The 23,167-nt window shown below is 61.2% G+C and carries 13 protein-coding genes; 2 read left to right on the top strand and 11 right to left on the bottom strand.

Going from position 1 to position 23,167, the window contains the following annotated elements:
• Positions 1 to 232 precede the first annotated feature (232 nt).
• The 8 genes from H598_RS0103630 to H598_RS0103595 all read right to left on the bottom strand — a co-directional run bounded on the left by H598_RS0103630 (position 233) and on the right by H598_RS0103595 (position 10,850).
• Positions 233 to 3,331: a multidrug efflux RND transporter permease subunit gene (locus H598_RS0103630; protein WP_028111786.1), complete on the bottom strand. Its 3,099-nt coding sequence runs from the start codon at positions 3,329 to 3,331 to the stop codon at positions 233 to 235.
• The gene (locus H598_RS0103625) at positions 3,318 to 4,397 is read right to left on the bottom strand and encodes an efflux RND transporter periplasmic adaptor subunit (protein ID WP_028111785.1); all 1,080 of its coding nucleotides are present in this window, start codon (positions 4,395 to 4,397) and stop codon (positions 3,318 to 3,320) included. Before H598_RS0103625 ends, H598_RS0103630 begins: the two co-directional genes overlap by 14 nt.
• A 119-nt stretch (positions 4,398 to 4,516) precedes the next feature.
• Positions 4,517 to 5,689, bottom strand: coding sequence for a nitrate- and nitrite sensing domain-containing protein (locus tag H598_RS0103620; RefSeq protein ID WP_028111784.1), 1,173 nt, complete (start codon positions 5,687 to 5,689; stop codon positions 4,517 to 4,519).
• A 114-nt stretch (positions 5,690 to 5,803) separates the two neighbouring features.
• A complete protein-coding gene (locus tag H598_RS0103615; protein WP_028111783.1) occupies positions 5,804 to 7,039 on the bottom strand; it encodes an ABC transporter permease in 1,236 nt (411 codons plus the stop codon).
• The gene (locus H598_RS0103610) at positions 7,036 to 8,214 is read right to left on the bottom strand and encodes an efflux RND transporter periplasmic adaptor subunit (protein WP_035415202.1); all 1,179 of its coding nucleotides are present in this window, start codon (positions 8,212 to 8,214) and stop codon (positions 7,036 to 7,038) included. Before H598_RS0103610 ends, H598_RS0103615 begins: the two co-directional genes overlap by 4 nt.
• Positions 8,215 to 8,228: 14 nt before the next feature.
• Positions 8,229 to 9,209, bottom strand: a complete 981-nt coding sequence (locus tag H598_RS23240) for an HlyD family secretion protein (RefSeq protein ID WP_084144306.1) — start codon at positions 9,207 to 9,209, stop codon at positions 8,229 to 8,231.
• A complete protein-coding gene (locus tag H598_RS23235) occupies positions 9,206 to 10,168 on the bottom strand; it encodes an HlyD family secretion protein (protein WP_051252352.1) in 963 nt (320 codons plus the stop codon). Before H598_RS23235 ends, H598_RS23240 begins: the two co-directional genes overlap by 4 nt.
• Positions 10,155 to 10,850: an ABC transporter ATP-binding protein gene (locus tag H598_RS0103595; RefSeq protein WP_028111782.1), complete on the bottom strand. Its 696-nt coding sequence runs from the start codon at positions 10,848 to 10,850 to the stop codon at positions 10,155 to 10,157. Before H598_RS0103595 ends, H598_RS23235 begins: the two co-directional genes overlap by 14 nt.
• 328 nt (positions 10,851 to 11,178) lie before the next feature.
• On the opposite strand from H598_RS0103595, the gene H598_RS25425 reads away from it, so the two are divergent.
• Positions 11,179 to 13,125 (top strand): methyl-accepting chemotaxis protein, encoded by a 1,947-nt coding sequence (locus tag H598_RS25425; RefSeq protein WP_028111781.1) that lies wholly within the window; start codon positions 11,179 to 11,181, stop codon positions 13,123 to 13,125.
• Here H598_RS25425 and recD read toward each other — a convergent pair.
• From recD to recC, 3 genes are read right to left on the bottom strand one after another with little or no spacing between them, the layout of a single operon-like run.
• Positions 13,117 to 15,186, bottom strand: a complete 2,070-nt coding sequence (gene recD / locus H598_RS0103585; protein WP_028111780.1) for an exodeoxyribonuclease V subunit alpha — start codon at positions 15,184 to 15,186, stop codon at positions 13,117 to 13,119. The two genes, H598_RS25425 and recD, sit on opposite strands and share 9 nt — an antisense overlap.
• A complete protein-coding gene (gene recB, locus H598_RS0103580; RefSeq protein ID WP_028111779.1) occupies positions 15,183 to 18,803 on the bottom strand; it encodes an exodeoxyribonuclease V subunit beta in 3,621 nt (1,206 codons plus the stop codon). The genes recD and recB overlap by 4 nt, the downstream gene beginning before the upstream one ends.
• Positions 18,804 to 22,223 carry an exodeoxyribonuclease V subunit gamma gene (recC, locus tag H598_RS0103575; RefSeq protein ID WP_028111778.1) on the bottom strand — a complete coding sequence of 1,140 codons (3,420 nt, stop codon included), beginning with the start codon at positions 22,221 to 22,223 and terminating at the stop codon, positions 18,804 to 18,806.
• 228 nt (positions 22,224 to 22,451) lie between these two features.
• Here recC and H598_RS0103570 point away from each other — a divergent pair, with 228 nt between their 5' ends.
• Positions 22,452 to 23,114 (top strand): glutathione S-transferase, encoded by a 663-nt coding sequence (locus H598_RS0103570; RefSeq protein WP_028111777.1) that lies wholly within the window; start codon positions 22,452 to 22,454, stop codon positions 23,112 to 23,114.
• Positions 23,115 to 23,167: the final 53 nt, after the last annotated feature.

Raw genomic sequence — 23,167 nt, 5'->3', positions numbered from 1 at the left:
TTACGCGTATAGCACGGTTATTTCTTAACCACAAGGTTCGCTGTGACTCCGTCTACAATCCGGGAGTGCCCCGTTTAATTTTGTACCACATTTATCGGGTCAATCTGCGCCTAATCACAACTAAATAGCTAAAAATAAACAGAATAGTCTTCAGAGCGCTAACTGCCACACAGAGCACATAAAAAAAGAGCGGCCAGGCCGCTCTTGATCATCTCTGCTCAGTCAAACGTCGTCAGTCCGGCTGCTCCGCCGCATGCTGCGCCGCCAAACGCTGTGCCACATGACCCGGTGAGCGGGTTGAGGCGGCAATCAACCGATACATGGCCGGTATCACAATCAGGGTGACCACCGAGGCGAACGCCATGCCAAAGAACACCACGGTTCCCACCGCAATGCGACTCTCGGCTCCGGCGCCGCTAGACAGGATCAGCGGGATGGCACCGGCCAGGGTGGTCAGGGCGGTCATCATGATGGGACGCAGGCGGCGACAGGCGGCGTCGGTGATTGCCTGTTCAAAGGCCATGCCCCTATCCCGCAACTGGTTGGCAAACTCCACAATCAATATGCCGTTTTTGGTTACCATACCGATGAGCATGATCATGCCAATCTGGCTGTAGAGATTCAGCCCCTGGCCGGTGAGGTACAGCCCGGCCAGGCCACCAAAAATCCCCATGGGCACGGTCAGCATCACCACCAGCGGATTGATGAAGCTCTCAAACTGAGCCGCCAGAACCAGGTAGGCCACCAACAACGCCAAGCCGAACACCATTGCGGTACTGGACTGATTCTCCTTGAAGTCCTTGGACTCGCCGGTGTAACCGACGGAGATGTCTTTGGGCAGCATCTCGATGGCCTGCTGATCCAGGTAGTCCAACGCCTGGCCCAGGGTATAGCCGTCGCTGAGGTTAGCCTTAAGGACAATGGATTTGCGCTTATCGGTATGGCCGAGCCGCTGAGCCGACGCCACTTCGGTCAGGGTCGCCAGGGTATTCAGGGTCACCAGTTCACCGTTTGCGGCTCGCAGGTAGATACGACTGAGATCACTGCTGGCGTTAAAGGCATTTTCATCACCGCGCAGGTACACATCGTACTCCTCGCCGCGATCGACGAAGGTGGTTTCACTGCGGCCTCCGAGCATGATCTCCAGGGTATCCGAGACCTCGGCTACCGAGATACCCAGTTCCGCCGCCCGTTTCCTGTCGACCTCCACCACCAGCTCCGGTGTGGTTTCGGCGTAATCCAGCTCCACGCCGTTCATGTATGGGCTGTCCTCGGCCAGATGCTGCAGTTGCTGGGCCCAGGTAAACAGCTCCTGATAGTCGGTGCCACCAAGGACAAACTGCACCGGTTCACTGGAACGGCCGCGAAAACCGGGCATCATCGGCCGCACCATGACATCGGGCAGATCACTCAAGGTTCGACTGATCAGTCCCAGCGCCTGCTGGGCACTCATGTCCCGATCCTGCCAATCTTCCAGTTGCATGATCACAAACCCGATCTGATCACTGGTTCGCCCGCCAAAGGCCGGAGTCTCGGTACTGAATGACTTCAGCACGCCCTGCCCCAGTAGCGGCAGCAATCGCTGCTCAATCTGGTCCATATTGGCGGACATGCGATTGAAACTGGTGCCCTCGGCGCCCTTAACAAAGGCAAACAGCACACCCCGGTCCTCTTGCGGTGCCAGTTGCGCCGGCACCTGTTGCAACAACCAGCCACTGCCCAGCACGCAGGCAACAATCACCATCGGAGCCGCCAACCGCCACTTCAGACCGTAGACCAGCAATCGTCGATAGCCCCGCTCCAAAGCCATAAACAGGCCATCGACCGCCCGGGTCACGGAATTGCGCTTGGGGTTGGGGCGCAGCAAGCTGGAACCCAGTACCGGCGTCAGCGTCAGAGCAATCAGCGTCGAGAAGATCACCGACAACGACAGCATCATCGAGAATTCGGTGAACAACAGCCCAACCATTCCATCCATAAAGGAGATTGGCAGGAACACCATCACCAACACCAGGGTCGTGGCCAGCACTGCGAAACCCACCTCCTTGGTGCCGCGGTACGCCGCCAATAGCGGCGGCGTGCCCTTTTCAATGTGGTGGTAGATGTTCTCGACCACCACAATGGCGTCATCCACCACCAAACCGATGGCCAGAATCAGTGCCATCAGCGTCAGCAGGTTGATGGAATAGCCAAAGGCGTAGGCACCGATGAAGGCGGCGATCAACGACACCGGAACGGTCACCGCCGGAATCAGCGTTGCCCGCGCCTGACCAATAAACAGATACAGCACCAACACCACCAGGGCACCGGTGATCATCAAGGTGGCGTACACCTCGGAGATCGACTCACTGATGAACACCGTGGAGTCGTAGTCCACCTGCAACTGGGTCTCATCCGGCAAAAATGCCTGCATCCGCTCCACTTCCAGGTGCACATCCTGGGCCACCTTCAACGGATTGGCGTCGGACTGGGGCACCACCCCCAAACTGACATTGGCGATGCCGTTGCTCTTGTAGCTGGAACTTTCGTTCTCGGCGCCAATGGCCACATCGGCAACGTCTTTCAGATAGATAGGACTGTCGTCGTCGCTGCGCCCGACCTCCAGATACTCAAAATCCCGGGACTGGGCGTACAGCCTCTGAGTACGCACCGGCATCACCAGAGCGTCGTTGCGCACTTCACCACCGGGACTCTCCAGGTTTTCTGCTCGCAGTGCCGCCACGATGTCACTGCTGGTGACCTGGCGACCGGCCATCCGCATCGGATCCAGCTTGACGTACATCACCTTGTACAGTCCGCCGGCCAACTGCACCGAACTGACGCCACTGACCAGATTGAGGCGGTCCTCCACCACCCGTTGGGCGTAATCGGTCAGTTCGGTTCGATCCATCAGGGTCGAACTCAGATTCACGTACACCGAGGGTTCTCCGGTGCCGTTGTCCTTGGACACCACCGGCTCGTCGGCCTCATCCGGTAACGAGCGCTGAGCCCGGGCGACCGCATCACGAACGTCACTGACCCCTTCGGTCAAGTTCCAGCCCAGCTCAAACTCGATGGTAATGCGAGACATGCCGTTACGGGTCACCGAGGTGATCTCTTTCACCCCGCTGATCCCAGACAGTTGGTCCTCCAGATTGGAGGTCACCTGACTCTCCATGATCGACGCCGAAGCGCCGTCATAGTTGGTCATGATGGTCACCACCGGATTTTCCACGTCCGGCATCTCGCGCACCGCCAGCTTGGACACCGACACCAAGCCAAACACGCACAACAGCGCACTGAGCACCATGGCCACCACCGGCCGTTTCACCGCGGTATCAGAGAGCCACATCAGCGTGCACTCCTGCCGAGGCGGTTGCCAAACTCAGATCCTTGATCCGAATGCCATCTTTCATGTTAACCAGCCCCTGAACCACGATTCGGTCGCCCACGGCCAAGCCCTGTTCAATCAACACTCGATTGTCGACCCGAGTGCCCAGGTGCACCTCACTGCGTTGAACCCGTTGCTGGTCGTCAATCAGATACACATAACGCTTGGTTCCGGAGTACTCCAGCGCCTGCACCGGTATCACCGGGTGCTCCATGGGAGAGAACGCCAATGTCACCTGCGCCAACATGCCCGGTTTCAACAGCTGCTGCGGATTATCAAACCGCACCTGCATGCGCAGGTTGAGGCTTCGTTGCTGCACCCTGGAGTCGATGGCCACCACCTCGCCGCGAAAGGCCTGCGACGGCCAGGCGGACACACTGGCTTCTACCGGCATGCCAACAAACACCCGCGACAGCAAATGCTCGGGCACATTGAGATCCAATCGCATACTGGACAAGTCATCCAGCGAGATCAGCGCGTCGCCGGAGCCGACCCTCTGGCCAAGATTAACGTCCACCAGCCCCAGAGTGCCGGCAAACGGCGCCTTAACGCTGTGGTAGTCAAACTGAGCTTTGGCCGCGGCCAGTCGCGCCTGGGCAATGTCGACACTGGCCTGCTGGCCATCGATTTCGGTTTGAGTAATGGCCGCGTTGGTCACCAGACGCTGGTACTCTTGCAGCTTTCGGGATTCATCGGCCAGGTAGGCGCTAGCCTCAGCCAGGGTGGCTTTCGACAGGCTGTCATCCAGGGTTAGCAGCACCTGTCCGGCGGACACGGCCTGATTCGGCGTCACCGCGATGTTGGCAATCCGCCCGGCCACTTCGGCCGCAACAAACACCGACTGCTCGGCCTGCAGGCTGCCCACCAGTTCAATGGACTCGGCAATGGATTGCGACGACACCAGGGTGCTGCTCACCGTCACCACCCGCTCCGGCTTGTCTTTTCGGGGTTTGCCCGCGGCGCTGCCATCGCTGTTGCAGCCTCCCAGAACCAACAATGCGCACACTGCCACTACAACTCTTTTCATTACCTGCCCTCAACCTGTGTCTGGGGCTATTGTAAAGAAGCCATCGGCTCAGTAGCGTAAAGCAATGTAAAGTCCGGTAAAGTCCAGCAACACTCTGGCTAAATAGCCCGCACCATTCATCAACTGGACAGGGTCGACAGCGGGTCGTGCAGCGGCGTGACCTTGGGGTTGCAGCGCGCCAACACCTCGGTTGCCCGCTGCTGCGCCTGCAGGTGGCGTTTGGCCAATGCCAATTCACGGCGGGCGGTGTCCGCATCGGTCAACACGCCATTGAGGCTGGTGCTGATGGTCCCTAATTCATCCGGGCTGTCCGCCATCAACCGAACCTGGTAATTTTTCTGTTGATCGACCGCCCTCAGGGCCAAGGACAGCCCGCTGATTCGACGATACAGCTGAGTGGCGACACTGCGGCAACCATAGCCCAGCGCCATCAGCAAGCCGGCTGCCACCAGCAGGTAGCTCACCCAGCTCGTCAGGCTACGTTGCCAGGCCGCCAACAGGCTGCCCCGGGTTAACTGATGCTCAATGGCCACGTGCCACGCCAAGCGCTGTTGACGCTGAGTCAGGGCCTCACTGTCTCCGGCATCCGCCGCGGTCAGTGGCGCCAGCCCTGTCGGCGGCACCCGCGCCCCCAAGCCGGCAGATTTCGGATTGAGACGACTGCGATACTGAGCCAGATGGAGATTGAACTCGGCCTGAAGGTGCCGAGCCTGTGCTGGCGCCAGCGGCAACTGCGCCAGCCGCTCCGACGCCCGCACTGCCGCCATCAGGGCGCCACCTCGGTTCACCCCCTCCGCCTCGGGCCCGGAGGCCAGCAATCGCGACAAAAAGCCATGCAACTGCCTTTGAATCTGAGTGTACAATCCGCGCAATTGCTGATCCGACACCCCACCACGCTGATGGCCACTGCGCATCACTGGCAACTGAGCCAGGGATTGATTGAGGGCGGTATGGCTGGGCCAGAACGCCTCATTGCCGCCCAGCCAACGTCGCTGAGCCAGGTCGAAGTCCCGTATCGCCATGTCGGTCCTCAGGACCATGGTCATCACTTCGATGGGAGTATTGACGGAGGGAAGCGCGCTGAACTGGCGTCGCTCCTGCTGCAGTAACGATGACAGCGTCATCCCCTCTTGCAGCAGTTGCGCCGTTTCCGGCAGTTGCCAGTGACGCACCAGAGCCTCGGTGCGGCCCCAGGCCCCCAACAGCACCCAGGCCAGCAACGCCAGCAAGGGCAGCAGATACAGCATTGTTAACTTGGACTGCACCGTAAACGCGTCGAACCAATCCTTCATAGGGAAACACCAAATCCATTTGGGCATTCCCTTAGCTTAGACCGATTCCACTGTCTCGCCAGCGACCTTGGCCAGGATCATCAAATCGACATCTTTTCCTTGTGCTTGCGTCGCTTAGTCTCGTTGCAGAGCCACGATGGGATCCAGTCCGGCGGCCTTTTTGGCCGGGTACCAACCGAACAATACCCCGATGATCATGCAGACCCCCACCGACAGCAACAGTGAATAGGCCGACCAGGCCACCTGCCAGTCGGCGTACGCCCCGATCACCAGTGACAACAACATGCCGGCGACGATGCCGATCAGGCCGCCAGAAGCGGCAATCACCAGCGACTCGATGATAAACTGACGGGCGATGTCGGCCTTGGTGGCCCCCAAAGCTCGCAACAGGCCAATCTCGGTGGTGCGCTCCATCACCGTGGCCAGCATGATGTTCATAATGCCGATGCCACCGACCAACAACGAAATTCCCGCCACGCAGGCCATCACAATATTGAAGATCCGTTGCGTCTGTTGGTATTGCGCCAGCAAGTCCGCCGGCACCACCACCTGGTAATCAAACTCACCGCCGTGGCGACGCGACAACAAATGATCGATGCTGGCCGCCGCCAACGGCGCATCGATGCCGGGACCCAGTTGCAGCTTCACTGCATCCAATTGATCATCAAGCGGCTTAAACGCCAGTTTTTTCAGTGCGGTATGTAGGGGAATAAACACCTGATTGCGCTCGCCCCCCAGTTTAACCCCTTCGATTTTCGACTTCTGCTGCCCCTTATCTGCCAGCACGCCCACCACTTCGAACCACTGGTGATTGACCTTGATGCGCTGACCGATGGCCTCACCAGAGGGAAACAGCCCCTGGGCGGCTTCGGGGCCCAGCACCGCCACCTGACGATAATGACGGTCCTCCGCCTCGGTAAAAAAGCGCCCGTTTTCCAGGTTCATACTGGCCAGACCGAAGTGGCTGGGTGTCACCCCACTGACCCGGGCATCGCTGCGGCCGTGGCGGCTGAACAGGGTAAACACCCTGACCTGCTTTTCCGCACTCCAGTCGTCAATGAAGGTCAGGGTATCCAGGGCGCTGTGGACGTCTCCCAGCGACAGACCAACACTGTGTTCGCGCACCGACTTGCGCGCCTCGCCTTCACTGGGGCGGCTCTCCACCACAACGTTACGCAGCCCCATCGACTCGATCATCGACAGCGCTTCCCGCTCCGCCCCTTCGCCAATACTGAGCATGGCAATCACGGCTCCGACCCCAAAGATCATCCCCAGCAAGGTTAACCCGGTACGCAGTTTGTGGTGCACCATCTGTCCCAGAGCCTGACGAATTTCACTCCACCCCATCATTGGCGCACCTCCCTGGGCTTCACCAATGCGATGGCATCGCCGTCACCGAGCCCATCGACAATGACCGTACGGTTGACACTGCGGGCTCCGGTGGTGACCGTGCGCTCGACAAATCGGTCTCCCTGCTGCAAATACACCCAGCGACGACCGTCTTTCTGATACAGCGATTGATTGGGCACACTGATCACCTGCTTTTGGCGCTCCACCTCAACCTGACCGGTCAACTCCCGTCCGGGAAACATCACCTCGGTATCGGTGTGAGCCAGCGCCACGGTAAAACCAAAGTAATTCACCGGTGAATTGTCCTCCCTGGGTTTGGCCAGAGTATCCACCTGGGTGATGGTGCCCTGAATCATCCGCTGCGGGTAGGCATCCAGGTACAGCTTCACCGACTGCCCGACCGCCAGGCCCGCGGCTTCGGACTCCAGCACATACATTCTGGCTTCCATCCGCGACAGGTCCGGGATCTGGCCGATGGACATTCCTGACCAGACGGTATCACCACTGACCACCGGGCGGCCCCTGAAGCCGCTGCTGAGTACAAACAGTCCATCGGCAGGGGCCACGACCTCCATCTTTTTCAGGTTGCCCTGAGCCCGGTCCACCTTGGCCTTATGACCCCGTTGCTTAAGCTCGATCAGCTGCTGCTCCGCCGCCGAACGATGGCTCTGCTCACCCAGGTCCCACTCCAGGTAGCCCAGTTTGGCATCCAGGTAGCCCTTATTGCGCATGTTGTCGATCACCTCGATGCGGGAATAGACCCGTGGATCGTCACTGAAGAACCGCTCTGCCAACTCTCGCTCCCGACGGGTCACAACCTGGCCAGTATCGATCTCATCCAGCAAGTTGCCGTCTTTTCCCTGTTGAAGCAGGCCGTCGATCACCAACTTGTCGATCTCAAACTGAGCCATTCTGGCATCCAACTGCTGACGACTGGCATCGAGCCTGGCCACCACCTGCCCTTGTGTTACCGGGGTGAAGTTATCTGCCACCCAGGACAAGCTCTGCGGGCCACGCAGCGACGACGGCACCGATACCGACACCGCCGTGGCGGGCTCCAGCTGCCCGCGGGCATCGATTCGATGTTCAAACGGCCCCGGGGTCACGGTCACCGTCAGCACCGCGTCCCGCTGCGGTTGACCACAGCCACCCAACAGGCCCAGGGCCAACATCATGATTGCGGCGTTCCTCACGGCAGTATCTCCACTTTGGCGGTCATGCCCGGGCGCATCAACTGAGGATCCGGGGTATCGATGGTCGCCAGGGCATCAAACACCACCACAGGCACCTCCTGATTCTTGCGCCGGAATACCGGGCTGATGTCGGTCAGTTGACCGTAGAACGGCCGCTCCGGGCTGGCGTCGAGTTTAATTTTCACCTTTTGACCCTTGTTGACCCGGCGGGCCTCGACCTCGGGAATGGCCAACTGCACCGCCATCTTCGACAGATCCGGCAAGCGCACAATGTCATCACCGGCGTACACCGAGGCACCGGGCTTGAGCTTTGCCCCCTCCATGGAGGTGCCAACCACCACCATGCCGGCCCTTGGCGCGACGATGGTCATGCGTCCAATGTCGGCGCTCAGCTGATTCACCTGGGCCTGCCAACGCTGACGGTCCCCCTCCAACATCGCCAGTCGCTGTCGCACGCCCTGCCGCTCCAGCACCAGCTTTTGTTCGATCAGCGCCACCCTGGCCTCGGCGATGTCGGCATCACGGCGGTATTTCTTCCGCTCGAGCGCCGCCACGCTGTCGTCCTGTATCTGGTACTTTCTCAGGGCTTTCTCTTGATTCATCTTGGCTTCGGCCAGTTGCAGCTTCAGCTCCTGCAGTTGCTTCTCATTGCGAAGGGTCGAGGTTTCGATGTCCTGTTGCACCTCATCCAGATCCGCCTGACGCAGTTGCAGCCTCTGCTCCAGATCCGAGGCGTCCAGAACCACCAGTAGCTCCCCTTTGGCAATGGGCTTTCCTTCCGGCGCCAGATACTTAATCTGATACTGCCATTGGCGACGGACCGGCGGAGGCGATACCCCCAGCGAATCGACCGACACCAGCTCACCGCTGACCTGAATCGGCGTTTCCACCGTCGCCGTCTCAGGCGTCTCCGTGACCGGCTGAGGCTGACAGGCACACAGCAGAACCAGCATGGCGGCCATCAATCCAACTCTCATTGGCTCACCTCCAGCGCCACCAGTACGCTCATTCCGGGCACCAGCGTTACCGATTCGCCCTGGTTCAGGGCCACATTGACCAAAAACCAATTGCTTTCGCCCCAGCCATGGCGGCGCTCGGCTTTGAGAGCCACCTTAGTCACGGTTCCGCTCAATTGCCGATCCTGCCTGGCATCCAGAGTCAGTTGCGCGTCCATACCGACCTTGACCCGATCGATGTCCACCTCATTGGCCCAGGCCTGCACCTGCAGGCCGTCGACGCCGGGAATGGTTGCCACCTGGGTTCCGACCTGGACCGTATCCCCAACTTCGGTCTTAGCTCCGTCCCAAGGCTGACGGGCGTAGATCATCGGCCCATCGTGGTTAGCGGTCAATTCGAGGTTAGTCATCAGTTGTTCGGCATTGCTGAGCTCCAGCTGCGCTTTATCCCGATCGATGGTGAGCTTTCGCATCTCCTCCAACGACGCCCGCTCAACCTCCGCCAGCGCCCGTTTCGATTTCGCCAGTTCGGCGCCGGCCTTCATCAGCTCAAACTGCTTGTCGGCATACTCCTTGGGGCTTTGAAAGTCCGCCGGAACCTCGGCGTCCAGCTGCGCCTTCTCCCTCAACAATCGCTTCTCGGTCACCTCAAACTCGGCCTGTAACCGCTGCTGTTTCAGCTCCACCTGCTTGGCCTGCACCGCCGCATCCACACGAATCAGCGCCGCCTGAAACTGATCGATCTGCCCCGACACGCCACTCTTGTCAAACACCACCACAGGATCACCGGCGCGGACCATCTCTCCCTCCGGCGCCATCCATTGAATCTGATAGCGCCAGGCCCGGCCGGCCCTGGGGACCGTCAGGCTCTGAGCCTGAGAGGAACTGACCTCGCCGGTGAGCAGCAACGACTGGGCCTGGGCCAGCAGCGGCGCCGGAGAGACCATGAGAACCAGCAGCAACCCACTAAGCCGCATCATTGGCACCGCCCTCCAGCTTCTCAATGCGACCGTCACGCATCCATACGATCCGTCTGGCATGGCGGGCCACCTCCTCTTCATGGGTAACCAGCACCACGGTCTGGCCCTGGGCATTGAGTTCTTTAAACAGGGCCAGGATGTCGTCGGAAGTGCGGCTGTCCAGCGCACCGGTGGGTTCGTCAGCCAGCAAAATGGCCGGCTGATTGATCAACGCCCGGGCAATGGCTACGCGCTGACGCTGACCACCGGACAACTGGTTAGGGCGGTGATTCAGCCGGTCGCCCAGACCGACCCGGGTCAGCAACTGCCTGGCTCGCTCGAAATCTGCCCGGGCATCGCCGGCGCTGCGTCGATAACGCAGCGGCAACATCACGTTGTCCAGAGCCGTCATGCGTGGCAGCAGATGAAAGCTCTGAAACACAAAACCGATGCGCTCATTACGTATTTGGGACAAGACGGCGTCGTCCTGCTGGTCAACAGGCTGACCGGCCAGCAGGTAATGGCCGTCACTGGGTTGATCCAGGCAGCCAATCAGGTTCATCAAAGTGGACTTACCGGAGCCCGACGGCCCCATGATGGCAACAAATTCACCCTCATCAATGCTGAGATTGACGTCATTTAAGGCGTCCACTGTGCTGTCGCCCATGGCGTAGCGCTTGGACAGGCCGGAGATTTTGATCATGTGTGCGTTCCTGGCGGCCATCCCTGGCCCCCATTCGAAAAATTCAGAGATGGAAAATTATCAGCTCTCGTCGGTGCCGCCAACCGGCTTAGGCCCCCACGACGAAGGTAATTAGTAAGAGTTTGTATTGATTGATTAGTTCCTCAGCACTGACGCGCCCCGAAGCCTGAGAATAAAAAACAGATCCCAGTCACAGGCCGGTACCACCAGGGCGATTTTCACCGATTGTTTGCGCCAGATTCAGGTTTGTGCCGCCATTCAGGGTATTATCACTAAAAAGTTTATACCTATTCGTACACTTGTGGCTTTACTGATAAAGGACATCATCATGACTCCACACCGATTATCTCTGGGGAAACGCTTTGCCCTACTGCTGCTGCCAGTACTGATCCTGGGGTTTGTCCTCAGCAGTTTCGTCACTACCAGGATCGGCGTTGAACACCTCAACCATGCGATGGAGAACGCCATAACCGCCCGAGGTGAACTGGTCAGCAACAACATCAGCAACTGGGTGCTGCAGCAACAGCAACTGCTGCAATCACTGGCTCAAAGCCCCTACCTGTTCGATGCCCTCACCGATGCCGAAAAGCGCCCAGCCCTGTCTGAACACCTAAAAACCATCAAAACCAGCTTCAAGCTGAGAAATATCGCCCTGTTGTCGCCACAAGGGATCGCCATCGCCGCCAGCAACCCGGGACGGATCGGCCAGAGTTACGCCGCACTGGACTACGTTCAGCTGGCCCGCGAGCAGCAACGACTGGTGATTTCCGAACCCCGCCCCAGCCGGGTTGACGGCCAACTGCTGGTCAGTTTTGCCCTGCCGCTGGAGCAGCATCTGTTGTTTCTCAGTGTGTCGCTGCAACACTTCTATCGCGACTATGTCGACGCCAGCAGCGTAGACAGCAACGCCTACAGCTTTGTGCTGTCGTCCCGGTGCGCACCGCTGGCGCACCCGAGGCTGGCTGAGGTCCAGGAGCAGCCTCGGGCACTGGCCAGCCTGTGCCAACACCCCGGCCTGCAAGCCTTTGACGACGCCGGTATCGACTACCTCGGATGGGTGGAACGGGAGTCACGAACCGGCTGGTACATCGTCAGTGCCACCACCGATGCCGTCTTCCAACAGAGCCGAAACGACATGACCTCCTCGGCAATGGCGGTGGCCTTGGGGGCCATCCTGGTGATCACCGCTGTGGTGCTGTGGCTGGTTCGACTGATCACTGGCGGACTGCAGACCATGGCCATGGCGGTGCGGGATCTGGCCGCCGGTGACATCGCGTTGAGTCACCTGAATGCCAGCGCCTGGGCACGGTTGCTGCGACGTCAGGATGAGCTGGGGTTGATGGCCACGGACCTGCATCAACTGATCGACAGCCAGCGCAGCCAGGCGCGCGCCGCCGATGCCATCGCCACTGGCGATCTCAGCAGCACCATCGTCTGTCTGTCGTCCCGGGATCGACTCGGCACGGCGCTGAAGGAGATGCAGGCGCAACTGCGGGAGCTGGTCGGGGCGGTACAGCGCAGCGGCCGCGAGATCGGCACCACCAGCCAGACTCTGGACAACGATGCCCGCACCCTGTCAGACAGTGCCACCGAGCAGTTCGCCTCCATCTCCTCCATCAGTGCCGCCCTGCAGCAGATCGACGGTCAGGTACGAGTCACGGCCGATTCCAGCGAAAAAATGAATGGCCAGGCCCAGGTGGCCCTGACTCAGGCACAAGCGGGCAACCAACAGATGCAGGATCTGCTCAATGCCATGGCCGCCATTCGCAGCAGCGGCGAGCAGATTGCCACCATCATGGAGGAGATCACCGCCATTACTGAACAAACCAACCTCATCGCCCTCAACGCCGCCATCGAAGCGGCTCGGGCCGGTGAGCACGGACGGGGCTTCTCGGTAGTGGCGGAGGAGGTCCGCAGCCTGGCGGCCCGCAGTGCCGACGCCGCCGCCAAAACCCGGCAACTGGTGCAGGGCAACCGGGACAAGATGGACTGGGGCAGCGAAGTGGCCCGCCACACCGAAGCGGCCTTTGGCAGCATTGTCGATCATTGCCACCACTCCGTCGACCAGCTGGCGTCCATCGCCCAGGCCTGCCGGGAGCAATCCCAGGCCACCGATGAACTCACCGAGGGACTGTCGCAAATAGACAGCGCCGGTCAGCGGGTGGCGGAAGTGGCGGATGCCGTCGCCCGGCAATGTCGGCAGCTGCACCGGTTATCCGACGCCCTGCAACAGGACACCGATCGCTTTACCACCGACAGGGTGTCGTCACTCTAAGGAGGTTAACGACGCCAGCCGCTGCGACAGTCCCGACGCCCGTACCGTGCGCCGGCCAATGGCGGCGACAAACAGTCGCGGTGTCGGCGTCAACAGCGTAAACCAGTGACGGGCCCGGGTAATGCCGGTATACACCAACTCCCGGGTCAGGATGGGGCTGTCGCTGGCCGGCAGCACCATGGCGGTGTGAGCAAACTCCGACCCCTGTGATTTGTGCACCGTCATGGCGTACACGGTCTCGACACTGGAAAGGCGACTCGGCATAACGGTTTTCACCCCGCCCTCGGCGGTCAGAAACGCCACTCTCAGCCGTCGTTGTCCCTGCTCATCCCACACCGGCAGACACAGCCCCACATCGCCGTTCATCAGCTTAAGGCCGTAGTCATTACGACTCAGGATGACCGGTCGGCCGGCGTACCAACCGCTGGCCTGACTGATCAAGCCACGCCGGCACAGGGCTGAGGCGATGCGCTGGTTGAGGCCGCTGACGCCGTAATCGCCGTCACGCACCGCACACAGAAGCTGGAACTGACCAAACGCCTTAAGCAGCGATTTGATCCATTGCTCTTGTCGGGCAAACAGCGCCTGCCACTGCGAGGGCGACTGGCATTGAGCTGCCAGTGGCTCCAGGCTGGCTAGCCCTTGATGCATTTCACCGAGGTAATGGCCATAGCCCCGAGGGCTGCAGCCTGACTCCATGGCGCGCCGCTGCGCCTCTTGTGGCTCCCCTTCGCCGTCGATGCACAGCCGTTCCAGGTAGCTGTCGTCGGCAGCGGTCAGGCGCCGCTGCAGCAGATCCCGCCAGCCTTGATGCCAGAGGGCATTGGCCCGATCTGGCTGGCCGTCGTTCACCGCCTGGGCCAGATGGCCGATGCCACTGTCGGCATCGAAGCGATGACTCTTTCTCAGCAACGCAATCTGTTGCTCCAGTGCCGTGCCCGGCCCCTGCCAATCTTGGAGTTGATAACCACTGTGGCTGTAAAGATAATCGGTGGTGGCTGGCCAGTAACGCGGCTGAGCGGCCTGCTCGCACAGATCCCCCAGCACCGCGCCCGCTTCCACCGACGCCAGCTGGTCTTTGTCACCCAACAAAATCAGCCTGGCCTGGGGCGGCAACGCCGCCAGCAGCGCCGCCATCATCTCCAGATCCACCATCGAGGCTTCGTCCACCACCAGCAGGTCCAGGTGCAGGGGGTTGCCTTGATGGTGTTTAAACTGACGGCTGTCCGGGCGCGAGCCCAGCAGCCTGTGCAGGGTACTGACCTGAGTGGGTATCGCTGCGGCCACCGCTTGCGGCAACTGACTTATTGCACCAGACAATGACTCCGACAGCCGCGCCGCCGCTTTGCCCGTCGGGGCCGCCAACTTGATTCGCAGCGCGGTGCCGCTGTCCATGGCTAACTGTTGCAGCGCCGCCAGCAGGCGCACCACGGTGGTGGTCTTGCCGGTACCCGGCCCGCCGGAGATCACCGTAAAGCGACTGCGGCACGCCAGCGCTGCCGCCACACTCTGCCAGTGCACCTCATCGCCCCGCTGCTCCGATTCCGATTTCAGCGGCGCAAACAGCGACTGCAGCTGAGACCGCAGCGCCTCGGCCTCCACCGTCAGTGGCGTCAACCGGTCCGCCAGCCCCTGAGCAACCTGACATTCATAACGGAAGTAGCGACGCAGATAGAGTCGCCCCTGGCTCAGCACCAGTGGCCGGCTGCAATCCTGATCCCGACCGTCGACCGACACCACCGCGGCCTGAGTCAGCGCCGGCAACCAGGACTGAGGCGACCACTGGGCCATCAGCGCCGACGGCAGCGGCAGCTGGGTCGGTTTCCGTCCTTCCGGAGGCAACGCCAGTACCTGCTGAGGCAGACTCAGCAACTGCTCAATGTCCAGACAAAGATGACCCCGTCCCAACTGGTGGCTGGCCCAAACAGCGGCCAACAGTACCTGTGCCGAAGTCTGGGGTTCCTGCTCCAGCAACAACCTCGCCAGAGCCAGATCCAGTGGTCGCAACCAGCCCTCGAGCACATACTCATTCAACGCGTCAAACAGCTGTTCCGGTCTCATGCGGTTTCTCCGTGAAACAGGGCGTCCATGGCGTCCACCAACGCTTGATCTGGCTTAAGGGCGATCACCCCGTTGCCGAAGTCGGCCTCGGCCGCCCCCATGCCGCGAAGGAATAGGTACACCCCGCCTCCAAGGTGGCGCTGATAGTCGTAATCCGCCAGGCGGGTTTTCAACAGCCGGTGCAAAGCCAGGGTGTACAGGGCCAGCTGCAGATCGTAGCGATGGGACAGCATCGCTTCCTGCATCGCTTCAAAGCAATACGCGCTGTCGTCCGGCCCCAGGTAATTGGATTTGTAATCGGCCACGTAAAAGCGTCCCTGATGTTCAAAGGTCAGATCGATAAACCCCTTGAGCATGCCGTGCAGCTGTTGGGGCTTGAGGGTGGGTCTGGGCAAACCGGGCCACAGATGCTCGCGCACCAGTCTGTCCAGCCGGGCCACATCCAGATCATGCACGGCAAACCAAAACTCCATCTCCGCCACCACGCTGCCCAGCTGGCACAGTGCCACCTGCTGCGACTGTTCGGCGCCGGCGGGTAACCGCATCGGCTGGGCCAGGGCCGAGGTCACCCAGGGCTGCAGCACCGGCGGCCACGACTCGTAGCCCTTGTGATCGCAACGCTGTTGCAACTCCTGCGACAGCGCATCGGGGCTGTAGCGATCAAACCCCTGGTTGGCGATCCACTCCAGCCAGTCGTGCAAGAAGGTTCCGGGGCCGGCCCCACGGGGGAAAGCGTGAATGCTGTCTGGCTCTGGCTCCTGAGGCAGTGACACGTCCTGCTCGGCCATCAACTCGCCGATGCGACTCTGTGCTCCACCGGCATCGGTATCGGTACCATCTCGATGATGGCTCATGCCATGCAACAGGGCCGAGTAAGAGCCTACACGCCAACCGGACGGCACGCGCCGCTTAGGCGTCCTGGCGCACAGCGTGTCGGCATCCACACCGACCTCTTGCCACAGCATCTCGGTCACCGCGGGCAACGGGCTTAGCAACGTCTGTCCCGGGCACACCAACTCCTGCAGGCGGGCGGCCAAATCATGGGCGTCCATGGGCTCTCCCTGACCCAGCAGATACCCCAGGGCACTGTGGTGCAGATCGCTGCTGTCCCGTTTGCCGGTCCGCCCCAGCTTCACCGGCGCCAGCCCCAGGAAACAGGCATACACCGGTCGGGTCAGGGCCACGTACAACAGCCGTAAATCTTCCGCCAACCGCTCGTGCTCCGCCTGCTCGATGGCCTGCGGCTCCGGGTTGAACGCCACCGCATTGTGGCCGTCGCGGTCGCGGTAGGTCAGCAGCCCGTCCCGGGCCGCCGCCTGGCGAAAGCCAAACACAAACGGCAACAGCACCAGCGGGTACTCCAAGCCTTTGGATTTATGAATGGTCACCACCTGCACCAACTCGGCATCGCTCTCCAGGCGCAGGATCTGGTCGTCGTCACCCTGGCCGGACTCGATCTGTTCCGCCAGCAATCGCAACAGCGCCAGTTCGCCGTCCACGGTGGCCGACGCCGCTTGCATCAACTCTGCCAGGTGCAACAGGTTGGTCAGGCTGCGCTCGCCGCCCCCCTCGTGCATCAATCGGTTGGCGATGCCGTAATCGGCCATCAACCGGCGCACCATCGACAGTACCCCTTTGTTGTGCCAGTGCTGCTGGTAGCCACGAAACTGCTCCACCAGGTTATCCCATTGATGTTCATCCCCATTGAGACGGTCGAGGGTCGCCCAGTCCATGCCCAGAGTCAGACAGGCCAGGGCGGCGCGAATCCGCCGCTCTTGCTCCGGTGCCACCACCGCCTGCAGAATCAACAACAGATCCTGGGCCTCGGCGCTGGCGTAGACCGAGTCCTTATCGGACAGGTAGACACTGCGGATGCCGCGACGATCCAGGGCGGTGCGAATCGCCTTGGCTTCGGTAAAATCCCGCACCAGAATCGCCATGTCGGCAGCATTCAGAGGGGTGAGGGTGCCATTGCGCTCAAAGCCGGCCCGGCCCTGGGCGGACAAGGTCAGGAAACGGCACATCTCACTGGCGGCCGCCTCGGCCTGACGCTCCAGATAGCGGCCCTTGTTCACCGGTTCACTGTCCGGATCCAGCCACAGGTTGAGGCCGTTCACCTCTTCCCCGTCGATCAGCAGCCGATCCGACTTGCCGTTGGCCTCGACACTGATAAAGGGGATCTCGTCGGCAAACAGAAACGGGCCCTGGGGGTACCCCTGTGCCAGCTCAAACACCGAGTTGGCCGCCGCCACCATTCCCGCCGTGGAGCGGTAGTTGGTGCCCAGGGTGTAGTGACGGCCGTCGGTGTCCCGGCGCGCCTGAAGATAGGTGTGAATGTCGGCGCCGCGAAAAGCGTAGATCGCCTGCTTAGGATCACCAATCATCATCAGGGCACAGTGAGGTTGGTCCAGGTACAGGGTCTGGAACAACCGGTACTGGACCGGATCGGTGTCCTGAAACTCATCGATCAGGGCCGCGGGAAACTGTTGACGAATCAACTGCGCCAACGCCGGACCGTTGTCGCCGCTCAGGGCCCCATCCAGGTGACGCATCAAATCATCGAATCCCAACACCGCCTGGCGCTGCTTCTCCGCCTCCAGGCGGTCGCTCACCCAGGCGGCGGCATGACTCAGCAGATTGCGCTTAAGATCCAGCGATGCCAGGGTATCCACCAGCCCCTGCATCGCCTCGAACGCCGGATTGGGCTCCAGGCTCTTACCCTTGTTGCAGGCCGCCTGAATCCCCTCGCGACTAAAATGCTCACAGGCCTTGGAGGGTTTCCCTGCAGCGGTCTGAGGCAGGCTGAGACGATCGTCTTCCAGCCAGCGGCGAATCTCCTCCAGCAACACCGGCTTGATCTTGGCTTTGGACACCAGTTTGGCGGCCAACGCGGCGTGGATCTGCTCACTGACGGTTTCAAACTCCCGTCGCCATACCGTCTTGGCGTGCGCCACCGCCTGACACTGCTGCTCCACCACCTCGGCCGGCGGACGGCCTTTCAGGCCGCGTCCCAGCAACGGCATCAGCGCCTTTTCCAGCGCCGCCGGGGTCGAATACAGATCGTAGATGGGCTGCAGCGCCTGGCTGGTCATGGGGTAGAAATGGCCTCGCCAGTAATCGCGCACCGCTTCCTGCCTCAGGCCGCTGAGATCGGTCTGCAGCTCCAAGCTGAACAGCGAGCCGGAGTCAAACGCATGCTCGCGCAGCATCCGCTGACACCAACTGTGAATGGTATGGATGGCAGACAGGTCCATCATCTGCGCCGCCAGCTCCAGCTTCAGGGCACAGCCCGGATGGGCGTCAACCGGGTAGCTGTTCCGCAGCCCGGTCAGGAACGGGTCCGGCTCAGCCAGCTGGCCACGGAAACAGCGTGCGCCCTCCACCAAGCGTTTGCGAATCCGGTCTCGCAGCTCCTCGGTGGCGGCGTTGGTAAAGGTCACCACCAGAATTTCCGGCGGCATCAAGCCACCGCTGGGGTGGCTGTGATCGCCGCCATGGCCCAGCACCAATCTCAGATACAGGGCGGCAATGGTGTAGGTTTTGCCGGTGCCGGCACTGGCCTCAATCAGCCGGGTGCCCGACAGGGGAAAGCTCAGGGGTTGCAGTGTTGTGGTCATCTACACCTCCACCTGCTCGACCAGGTCGAGCAAGGGTTGATACAGCGCCTCGGCCAGCACCGCAAAACGGTCGCCGTCGAGACGGGAAAAATCGGGATATTGGCGTGCCAGGTAGGGGCTGTAGCCGAGATCGCCGCCGCCGAAGAAGCCCGGCTCATAGGCCGATTGCGCCTGCTGCAGACGATCGTGATGGTCGCCGTCGGCGGCCAGATAGGCAAAGGCCGCCCGCGGTGCCACTGGCAACGGCTGTCGCATGGCATCGGCGTACAGGGTCATCAGCAGCTGCAGTCGCTCCCTGGCCTGCTGAGCCGGCATCGGCGCCAGTTGCCAGACGCCGTCGCTGCCAATCAGCACACTGGTAATAGGATGGTCGCAGGCGCTGGCCGCCAGGTGACCACAATAGAGCCGATTCAGGTGCAGCGGGTTTTTCAGGCCAGATTTGCCCCCCAGATTGCCGGGACGCACCTGCAGCTGGACCCAATGCCCCTCGGCGTCCTGATACAGGCCGGTGAGCCAGTCCTCCAGCACCAGCTCTTTGTGGCTGTGGCGCAGTTCCAGCGACGCCTCGGTCGGGGTCAATCCCTGCAGGCAATGCTGATAGTGTTGATACGCCTGCCAGGCCGGCTCGGCCAGATCCTGGCTGGCCAGGGCAGCAAACCCCTTCATGGGCAGTTGCCCACGGCGAACCAACTTGCTGACGGTGATCTCCAGCGCGTCTCTGGCCTGATCGGGATTGGACAGGTACAGCTGCTGCAACAGCTCGTCCCTGAGCAGGTAGCGCTGCAAACCGTCCAGGGCAAAGGGTTCGAGATCCTCGCTGACCGACATCTCCTGAACGAACCACACCCCCAGGCGCTGATTCATGAAGCTGCGTACCGGATCCGCCAGCAACCCCTGCAGTTCAGACAACATCAACGGCTCATCGCGGCACAGCGCCGCCAGCCGCGCATCGGGGTCGGTCGCCGATGCCGATGGCTGATGGTGCACCTGCTGCCATTCACTGGCGTAGGAGAACAGCGCCGAATGCTGATCATCAAAATAAGCCGGGGCAAACGGCTGCAGCGGATGAACCGTGGTCAGGGCCGCCAGCACATCCTGGTCGGCCAGGCTAAAGGCGCTGCACAGGTAGTCCTGCAGCTGGCCTACCAGCACCGACGGCGTGCGCTCGCTGTTATCGCGAACATTGCGACCAATGTAGCTGATGTACAACTGCTGGCGGGCGGCCAGCAGCGCTTCCAGAAACAGGTAGCGGTCGTCCTCGCGCCGGGACCGGTCCCCGGGCCGATACTGGCCCGGACGGGCCATCATGTCGAAGTCCAGCGGTGGCCGGCTCCTGGGGTAATCGCCGTCGTTCATTCCCAGCAGGCATACCTGCTGGAACGGAATGGCACGCATCGGCATCAGGGTGCAGAAGTTGACCTTACCGGCCAAAAATCGCTGTGACACCCCCTCGTCGCCAAAGGGCGCCAGCGCAACCTCGCGAACCACGGTGATGGGCAATTCCTGCTCCAGCCCGGCGTCGTCACAGGCGCTGAGCCACTGAGCCAGTGCATCCTGCATCCGCTCCAGCAACAGGGTTTCCTGCTCATCCTGCGGCAGGAACAACGCCGCCACCGCCGACCGCAGCAACTGATTCCACTGGGCCGGGGTATGACTCTGCCCCAGATGCTGCCACAGATCCGCCAACGCATCGATCAGCTGACAGACCTTGCCCACCAGCGCCGCGTCCAGGCCACCCACCTCATCCAGGGGTTCGATGCCGTGCCAGTTTTCCCCCTGGCCTACGGCGTAGCCGAGCAGCATCCGTTTCAGGCCAAAACGCCAGGTGTTCTGCTCCAACTGCCCCGGCAACTGAAAACTCTGGCGCTGCTGACCGTCCAGGCCCCAGCGAACGCCGGCCTGCTCCACCCAACGGGCCAGCAGCGGCAGTTGCGACTCGTCGATGTCGAACCGGGCCCGCAGCGCCGGCACCGCCAACAACTCCAGCAACTCCGACACCGCAAACCGCGATTGCGACAGGTGCAGCAGTTTCTCCAGGGCCAGTACCACCACCTGATGGCCCCGTTCGGGGCGATCGGCAATGGTAAAGGGGATGTGGCGAGGGTCGTCCCAATCCAGGTGACCGAACACCGCCTCGATGTGGGGGGCGTACAGATCCACGTCCGGCATCATCACGATGATATCGGAGGGGCTTAAATCCGCTTGATCGTTAAACCGTTGCAGCAACTGATCGTGCAGCACCTCGACCTCGCGCTGACGGCTGTGGGCCAGGTGAAACACCACCGAGCGGTCCTCGATGGCCAGCGGCTGCGGTGATGAAGGCATCGGCTCGAGATCGAAGATTCCCTGCTGAATCCGGTTAAGCAGGCTGGGCGCCGATGTCTCCGGCAACGGGCTTTGCCACAGATCAATGGTACGAAAATAGTCCCGGTACTGCTCGGGCTCATCGATGCCATACAGCAAGCCGATGTAGTCGCGCCCCTGCTTGCCCCAGGAGGCCAGCAACGGGTTGGCGTGCTGATGCATCGATTCCAGGTCGATCACCGCCGGCGCGCCGGGCTTGCGGCTGTGGCGGGCCCGGGCCAGCTCTCGCCTGAGCAGCTCACGGTCTTCGACAATGTCGGCCCAGAAATGCTGACAGGGGTTTTGTACGCACAGCAGTATCTGGCAATGCTTGGCCAGCGCTTTCAACGACTCCACCGCCTGCTGAGGCAAGGCACTGATGCCAAACACCAATACCCGCCGAGGCAACGCCGCCGGACGCTGCGGCGCCTGCTCCAGGGCATCGATAAAACTCTGATGCAGCCTGGCCCGGCTGCTGTCGCGCCATTGAGGCGTCATGTCATTGACCACCGCCCGCCACAACGCCGGCTGCCAGGCCTGAGGGGCGTCGATGTCACTTACCTCGCCGCTGGCGGACAGCAGGGTGTCGTCGCCCCGAGCCCAGCCATCCAGCCAGTCGGCCCGGTACACCTGATACTGGTCAAACAGATCCGCCAGTTGCTCCGCCAGCTGGTCCAGTTTGCGGCAATCGCCGTCGTCACGCAGAAACTGTTTCAGCGGCGTAAACACCGGCTGAGTCAGCAACTGCGGCAACAGTTTCATTAGCCGCCAACGCAGCTGCGGCTTGTCGTAGGGTGAGTCTTTCGGCACCGCCTGCTCGCCCAGTACGGCCCGGTAACTCTGCCACAGGAACCGCGACGGCAGTTGCATCTCCATGGCCGCCGCAATCCCCAGTCCCTGCTCCGACGCCAGGGCCAACTTGAGCCACTGAGCCATGCCGTTGCTCTGCACCAAAAAAATCTCGTTTTCCAAAGGCCCCAGAGGGTGGGCCCGGACCCACTCCACCAGCAAGGTTCGAAGGGGTTCCATCTGGTTGGCATGAATGATCGACAGGCCTGGAACTATGGACGCGGACATGGCGGCTTCCGTTATTAGCTAAGTGAGCTAATCATAACGAGTTTTTATTCAGGTCTCTACGCACTGGCCGCCGTCTGGGGCCAAGCGACGAAATAGCCGCCACCGCATCGCTTTTAGCCGTTGAATCCGGTAGCTTAAGTTCGAATACCGACGTAACCGAATCAGAAACGCCATGACGCAGCCCCTTCAGCGCCTGATGCGACCAAGACCATCACCGAGGAGTCCGTCATGACGCGGCCAATACTGTACTCGTTTCGACGCTGTCCCTATGCCATGCGTGCCCGCCTGGCCCTGGATTACGCCGGCATCGAGTTGGAGCTCAGAGAAGTGGTGCTGAAAAACAAACCAGACCACCTCAGGCTTATCTCGCCCAAGGCCACGGTACCGGTGCTGCAGTTGAGTGAACACTGGCTGCTGGACCAAAGCCTGGACATCATGCTGTGGGCCCTGTCCCGCCATGATCCGCAGCGATGGTGGCCGCCACAGCCGCAGGAGCAGGTTCAGGCGCTGGCCCGAATCCAGTACAACGACGGCCGCTTTAAGCACTGGCTGGATCGCTACAAGTACGCCGACCGCTTTCCCGAGTACTCTGCACACCATTACCGGCAACAGGGCGAGCAGTGGTTACGCCAACTGGAACACCTCCTGAGCCGTGGGCCCTGGCTCGGTGGCCAGCGGCCAGACCTGTCGGACATGGCGCTGATGCCCTTTGTGCGTCAATTTGCCCATGTAGACCCCGATTGGTTCGCCCAGGCGCCCTACCCCTGCCTGAGACGCTGGCTTGAACGTCTGAAGGCCAGCGCGGCTTTTGCTCGAATCATGGCCAAATACCCGCCCTACCAACCCGGCGCCGCCGCAATTGTTTGGCCAATTAAGGCGATCACGACTTAAAAAACGCCGTCGGGACGAGTACACTGCTATAAAAATTAAGTTCACTGGCCGCT

The sequence above is a fragment of the Ferrimonas kyonanensis DSM 18153 genome, assembly GCF_000425405.1.
GTDB lineage: Bacteria > Pseudomonadota > Gammaproteobacteria > Enterobacterales > Shewanellaceae > Ferrimonas > Ferrimonas kyonanensis.
This window is presented reverse-complemented; position numbering and strand designations above follow the sequence as displayed.